The sequence below is a fragment of the Curtobacterium sp. B8 genome, from assembly GCF_000333315.1.
Classification (GTDB): Bacteria; Actinomycetota; Actinomycetes; order Actinomycetales; family Microbacteriaceae; genus Curtobacterium; species Curtobacterium luteum.
The window spans coordinates 1-4,825 of the sequence record NZ_BACW01000604.1; the positions used below are offsets into that span (position 1 = coordinate 1).

General features: G+C 70.8%; 4 protein-coding genes and 1 pseudogene. 4 read left to right on the forward strand and 1 reads right to left on the reverse strand.

Going from position 1 to position 4,825, the window contains the following annotated elements:
* Nucleotides 1-218 (reverse strand): annotated as a pseudogene (locus I59_RS16350) (helix-turn-helix transcriptional regulator); the annotation flags it as partial.
* 145 nt (nt 219-363) lie between these two features.
* On the opposite strand from I59_RS16350, the gene I59_RS16355 reads away from it, so the two are divergent.
* The 4 genes from I59_RS16355 to I59_RS16370 are packed head-to-tail and all read left to right on the forward strand — an operon-like array spanning nt 364 to nt 4,714.
* Nucleotides 364-615 carry a phosphoribosylformylglycinamidine synthase subunit PurS gene (locus I59_RS16355; protein ID WP_022904799.1) on the forward strand — a complete coding sequence of 84 codons (252 nt, stop codon included), beginning with the start codon at nt 364-366 and terminating at the stop codon, nt 613-615.
* A 4-nt stretch (nt 616-619) separates the two neighbouring features.
* A complete protein-coding gene (gene purQ / locus I59_RS16360; RefSeq protein ID WP_022904800.1) occupies nt 620-1,315 on the forward strand; it encodes a phosphoribosylformylglycinamidine synthase subunit PurQ in 696 nt (231 codons plus the stop codon).
* A gap of 17 nt (nt 1,316-1,332) precedes the next feature.
* Complete coding sequence (gene purL, locus I59_RS20255) at nt 1,333-3,735, forward strand: phosphoribosylformylglycinamidine synthase subunit PurL (RefSeq protein ID WP_022904801.1); 2,403 nt, start codon at nt 1,333-1,335, stop codon at nt 3,733-3,735.
* A 58-nt stretch (nt 3,736-3,793) separates the two neighbouring features.
* Complete coding sequence (locus I59_RS16370) at nt 3,794-4,714, forward strand: 2-hydroxyacid dehydrogenase (protein WP_022904802.1); 921 nt, start codon at nt 3,794-3,796, stop codon at nt 4,712-4,714.
* The last annotated feature ends 111 nt before the right edge of the window (nt 4,715-4,825 follow it).

Consider the following 4,825-nt stretch of genomic DNA (forward strand, 5'->3'; position numbering starts at 1 on the left):
GTGCGTTCCGGGCGGTTGCCCTCGCGCGCCGTGCCGAGCGCCTCGGCGTAGCCGAGGTCGACGAGGCGACCGATCTGGTGGTACAGCGTGCCGGGCCGGACCTTCACGTTCTGGTCCTCGCGACGCTGCAGCATCGTCTGGAACATCTCGTACGGGTGCATGGGCGCTTCGGCGAGGAGCCCGAGCGCGGCGAACGCGAGCGGTGTGAGCGACGCCATCCGTGCCTCCAGTCCGGTGTTCGAATGCGACTATTCGACTTGGAATATACGCTCCCGAACACTTCTCCACAAGCGGTCGGGCGCGTCGCGCCCGCCGCCTAGACTGGTCTCGTCCCACCCATCCCCGAAGTGCTGGAGTGAACACGTGCCAACGATCGTCGTCGAGGTCATGCCCAAGGCCGAGATTCTCGACCCCCAGGGCAAGGCGGTGGGCAACGCGCTCGCCCGTCTCGGCAAGGCCGACCTGACCAACGTCCGCATCGGCAAGCGCTTCGAGGTGGCCGTCGACGGCCCGGTCGACGACGCGAAGCTCGCCGAGGTCCGCGCGATCGCGGCCGACGTCTTCTCGAACGCCGTGATCGAGGACGTCGTCTCGGTCAGCGTCGAGGGCCAGTGACCCGATGAAGATCGGCGTCATCACCTTCCCCGGATCCCTCGACGACCGCGACGCCCAGCGCGCGGTCCGACTCGCCGGTGCCGAGCCCGTCGCGCTCTGGCACGGCGACCACGACCTGCAGGGCGTCGACGCCATCGTCCTCCCCGGCGGGTTCTCCTACGGTGACTACCTCCGCGCCGGCGCGATCGCGGCGAAGGCCCCGATCATGGCCGAGGTGATCGACGCCGCCGGCAAGGGCATGCCGGTGCTCGGCATCTGCAACGGCTTCCAGATGCTCGCCGAGGCCCGCCTCGTCCCCGGCGCGCACACGCGGAACGCCCATCAGCAGTTCATCCGCCGCGACCAGAAGCTCCGCGTCGAGACCACCGCGACCGCCTGGACGAGCGGCTTCACGGCCCAGCAGGAGATCACCATCCCGCTGAAGAACGCCGACGGCCGCTTCGTCGCGGACGCCGACACGATCAAGCGCATCGAGGACAACGGCCAGGTCGTGTTCCGCTACGTCGGCGTGAACCCGAACGGATCGATCGACGACATCGCCGGCGTCTCGAACGAGCGCGGCAACGTCGTGGGGCTCATGCCGCACCCCGAGCACGCGACGGAGCCCGGGTTCGGCCCGGACACCCCCGCGGCGATGGCCTCCGGCACGGACGGCCTCACCTTCTTCACCTCCGTGATCGAGTCGACGCTCGTCAAGTGACGACGGACACGACTCCAGTGACAGGGAACGACACCACCGTGACGACACACGTTCGCCCGAAGCCCGACACCGTCCAGGACGCCGCCGCGACGCCCGACAAGGAGCAGCCGTACGAGGCGCTCGGGCTCAAGGCCGACGAGTACGCCCGCATCAAGGAGATCCTCGGCCGTCGCCCCACCTCGGGCGAGCTGGCGATGTACTCCGTCATGTGGTCGGAGCACTGCTCGTACAAGTCGAGCAAGAACTACCTCCGCCAGTTCGGCAAGAAGGTCACGCCGGAGATGACGAAGAACCTCATGGTCGGCATGGGCGAGAACGCCGGTGTCGTCGACGTCGGGAACGGCTGGGCGGTCACCTTCAAGGTCGAGTCGCACAACCACCCGTCGTACGTCGAGCCCTACCAGGGCGCCGCGACCGGTGTCGGCGGCATCGTCCGCGACATCATCTCGATGGGGGCCCGCCCGGTCGCCGTGATGGACCAGCTCCGCTTCGGCGCGATCGAGCACGAGGACACGCAGCGTGTCGTGCACGGCGTGGTCGGCGGCATCTCGTTCTACGGCAACTGCCTCGGCCTGCCGAACATCGGCGGCGAGACCTACTTCGACCCGGTGTACCAGGGCAACCCGCTCGTCAACGCGCTCGCGGTCGGTGTCCTCCGGCACGAGGACCTCCACCTGGCGAACGCCTCGGGCGCCGGCAACAAGGTCGTGCTCTTCGGTGCCCGCACGGGTGGCGACGGCATCGGCGGTGCGTCGATCCTCGCGTCCGACACCTTCACCGAGGGCGGCCCGACGAAGCGTCCGGCCGTGCAGGTAGGCGACCCCTTCGCCGAGAAGGTCCTGATCGAGTGCTGCCTCGAGCTGTTCCAGAAGGAGCTCGTCGAGGGCATCCAGGACCTCGGCGCGGCCGGCATCTCCTGCGCCACGTCGGAGCTCGCGAGCAACGGCGACGGCGGCATGCACATCTCGCTCGACGACGTGCTGCTCCGCGACCCCACGCTCACCGCCGAGGAGATCCTCATGTCGGAGAGCCAGGAGCGCATGATGGCGGTCGTGCGGCCCGAGAAGCTCGACGACTTCCTCGCGGTGGTCGGCAAGTGGGAGGTCGAGACCAGCGTCCTCGGCGAGGTCACCGGCACCGGTCGCCTCGTCATCGACTGGCAGGGTCAGGAGATCGTGAACGTCGACCCGCGCACGGTCGCCGTCGACGGTCCCGTGTACGACCGTCCCGTCGCCTACCCGACGTGGATCGATGCGCTGCAGGCCGACACGGCCGCCTCGCTCGACCGCCCGGCGGACGGCCCCGCGCTCAAGGCGCAGTTCCTGCAGCTGCTCGGGTCGCCGAACCTCGCGTCGAAGAACTGGGTCACGAACCAGTACGACACGTACGTGCTCGGCAACACCGCACTGTCCTTCCCCGACGACGGCGGCATGATCCGCGTCGACGAGGAGACCGGGCTCGGTGTGACGATCGCCACGGACGCGAACGGCCGCTACTGCCAGCTCGACCCGAAGCAGGGCGCCCGCCTGGCGCTGGCCGAGGCCTACCGCAACGTGGCCGTCACGGGCGCCGTCCCGGCCGCGGTCACGGACTGCCTCAACTTCGGCTCGCCGGAGAACCCCGAGGTCATGTGGCAGTTCTCCGAGGCCGTCGAGGGCCTGGCCGACGGCTGCATGGAGCTCGGCATCCCGGTCACCGGCGGCAACGTGTCGTTCTACAACCAGACGGGCACGACCCCGATCCACCCGACCCCCGTGGTCGGCGTGCTCGGGATCATCGACGACGTCGCCCTGCGCGTCCCGTCCGGCTGGCAGGACGACGGCCACAACATCTACCTGCTCGGCACCACCGCGCTCGAGCTCGACGGCTCCGCCTGGGCCGGCACGGTGCACGGGCACCTCGGTGGCCGTCCTCCGGCGGTGGACCTCGAGCAGGAGAAGGCCCTGGCCGACCTCCTGCACGCGGCGTCGGGCGAGCAGCTGCTGACGAGTGCGCACGACCTCGCGGACGGCGGCCTCGGCCAGTCCCTCGCGGAGTCCGTGCTGCGCTTCGGCATCGGCGCGCGCGTCGTCCTGGACGAGCTCGAGACCCGTGACGGTGTGGACACCGCGACCGCGCTGTTCTCGGAGTCGACGGGCCGCGTCATCGTGACGGTCCGCCGTGAGGACGACGTCCGGTTCCAGGGCCTGTGCGACGGCCGCGGGTTCCCGGTCCTCCGCATCGGCGTGACCGACGCCGCGAGCGGGTCGCTCGAGGTCCAGGGCGCGTTCGAGGCCACCGTCGACGAGCTCCGCGGCACGCACGCGGCGACGCTCCCGGCACGCTTCGGCGACGTGATCACCGAGGACGTCACCGAGGGCTACGTCGGTCGCGGCCCGCTCGACGACCACGGGTCCTTCTCGCCCCGGACCGACTCCTGAGCGGGTCGTCCGCTGGCGCGCAGGCGTCGGCCGGCGTGATGACGACGGGCATCGCCTGATGCCCGTCGTCACCCTCCCGTTCCAGGAGCTCGTCGACCGCTTCGGCCCGGTACCCGAGGGCGTCGAGCTCGCGGTGTGGGACGTCGAGCAGCCGTTCGACCGGCCGGACGAGGTCGCGATCACGCTCCTGCCGTTCTACTTCGCCGGACGCCACCGGTGGCAGTTCGTGCACGACCTGCCGAACCTCGCGCTGCTGCAGCTGCCGAGCGCGGGCTACGAGCACGCCGTCCCGCACGTCCCCGGGCACGCACTGCTCGCGAACGGTCGGGGCATCCACGACGACGAGACCGCCGAACTCGCGGTCGGCCTCGCGCTGACGAGCCTGCGGGAGCTCGGGGCGTTCCAGGCTGACCGGGCAGCCGGCGTCTGGGACTCCCGGACGACGCGGTCCCTCGCCGACCGACGCGTGACCGTCGTCGGGTACGGGGCGATCGGCTCGGCCATCGCGACCCGGTTCGAGGCGTTCCGCACCGAGGTCACGGTGGTGGCCCGGACGGCACGCGAGCAGGACGGCCGGCAGGTGCACTCCTTCGCGGAACTCCGCACCCTCGCGGCGGCGACCGACGTGCTCGTGCTCATCACCCCGCTGACCGACGAGACCGCGGGGCTGGTCGACGCCGAGCTCCTCGCCGCACTGCCCGACGGCGCCCTCGTGGTGAACGTCGCGCGCGGCAAGGTGGTCGACACCGACGCCCTGGTCGCCGAGCTGCGGTCCGGCAGGCTCTCGGCGGCGCTCGACGTCACCGACCCGGAGCCGCTCCCGGCCGGCCACCCGCTCTGGACGACGCCGAACACGGTGCTGACGCCGCACGTGGGCGGGAACACCGACCTCAGCGTGCCGCGGTCGATCGAGCTGGTGCGCCGGCAGGTGGCAGCACTCGTGGAACGTCAGCCGTTCGAGAACGTCATCGAGCGCTGAGCCCGGTCGTGCGCGCCGGTCAGTGGATCGGCAGCGCCATCCCGAGGCTCGGTGCGACGTCCTCGAACCCGAGCGACCGGTAGAGCCGCTGGCCGGGCGGTCCCCGACGAG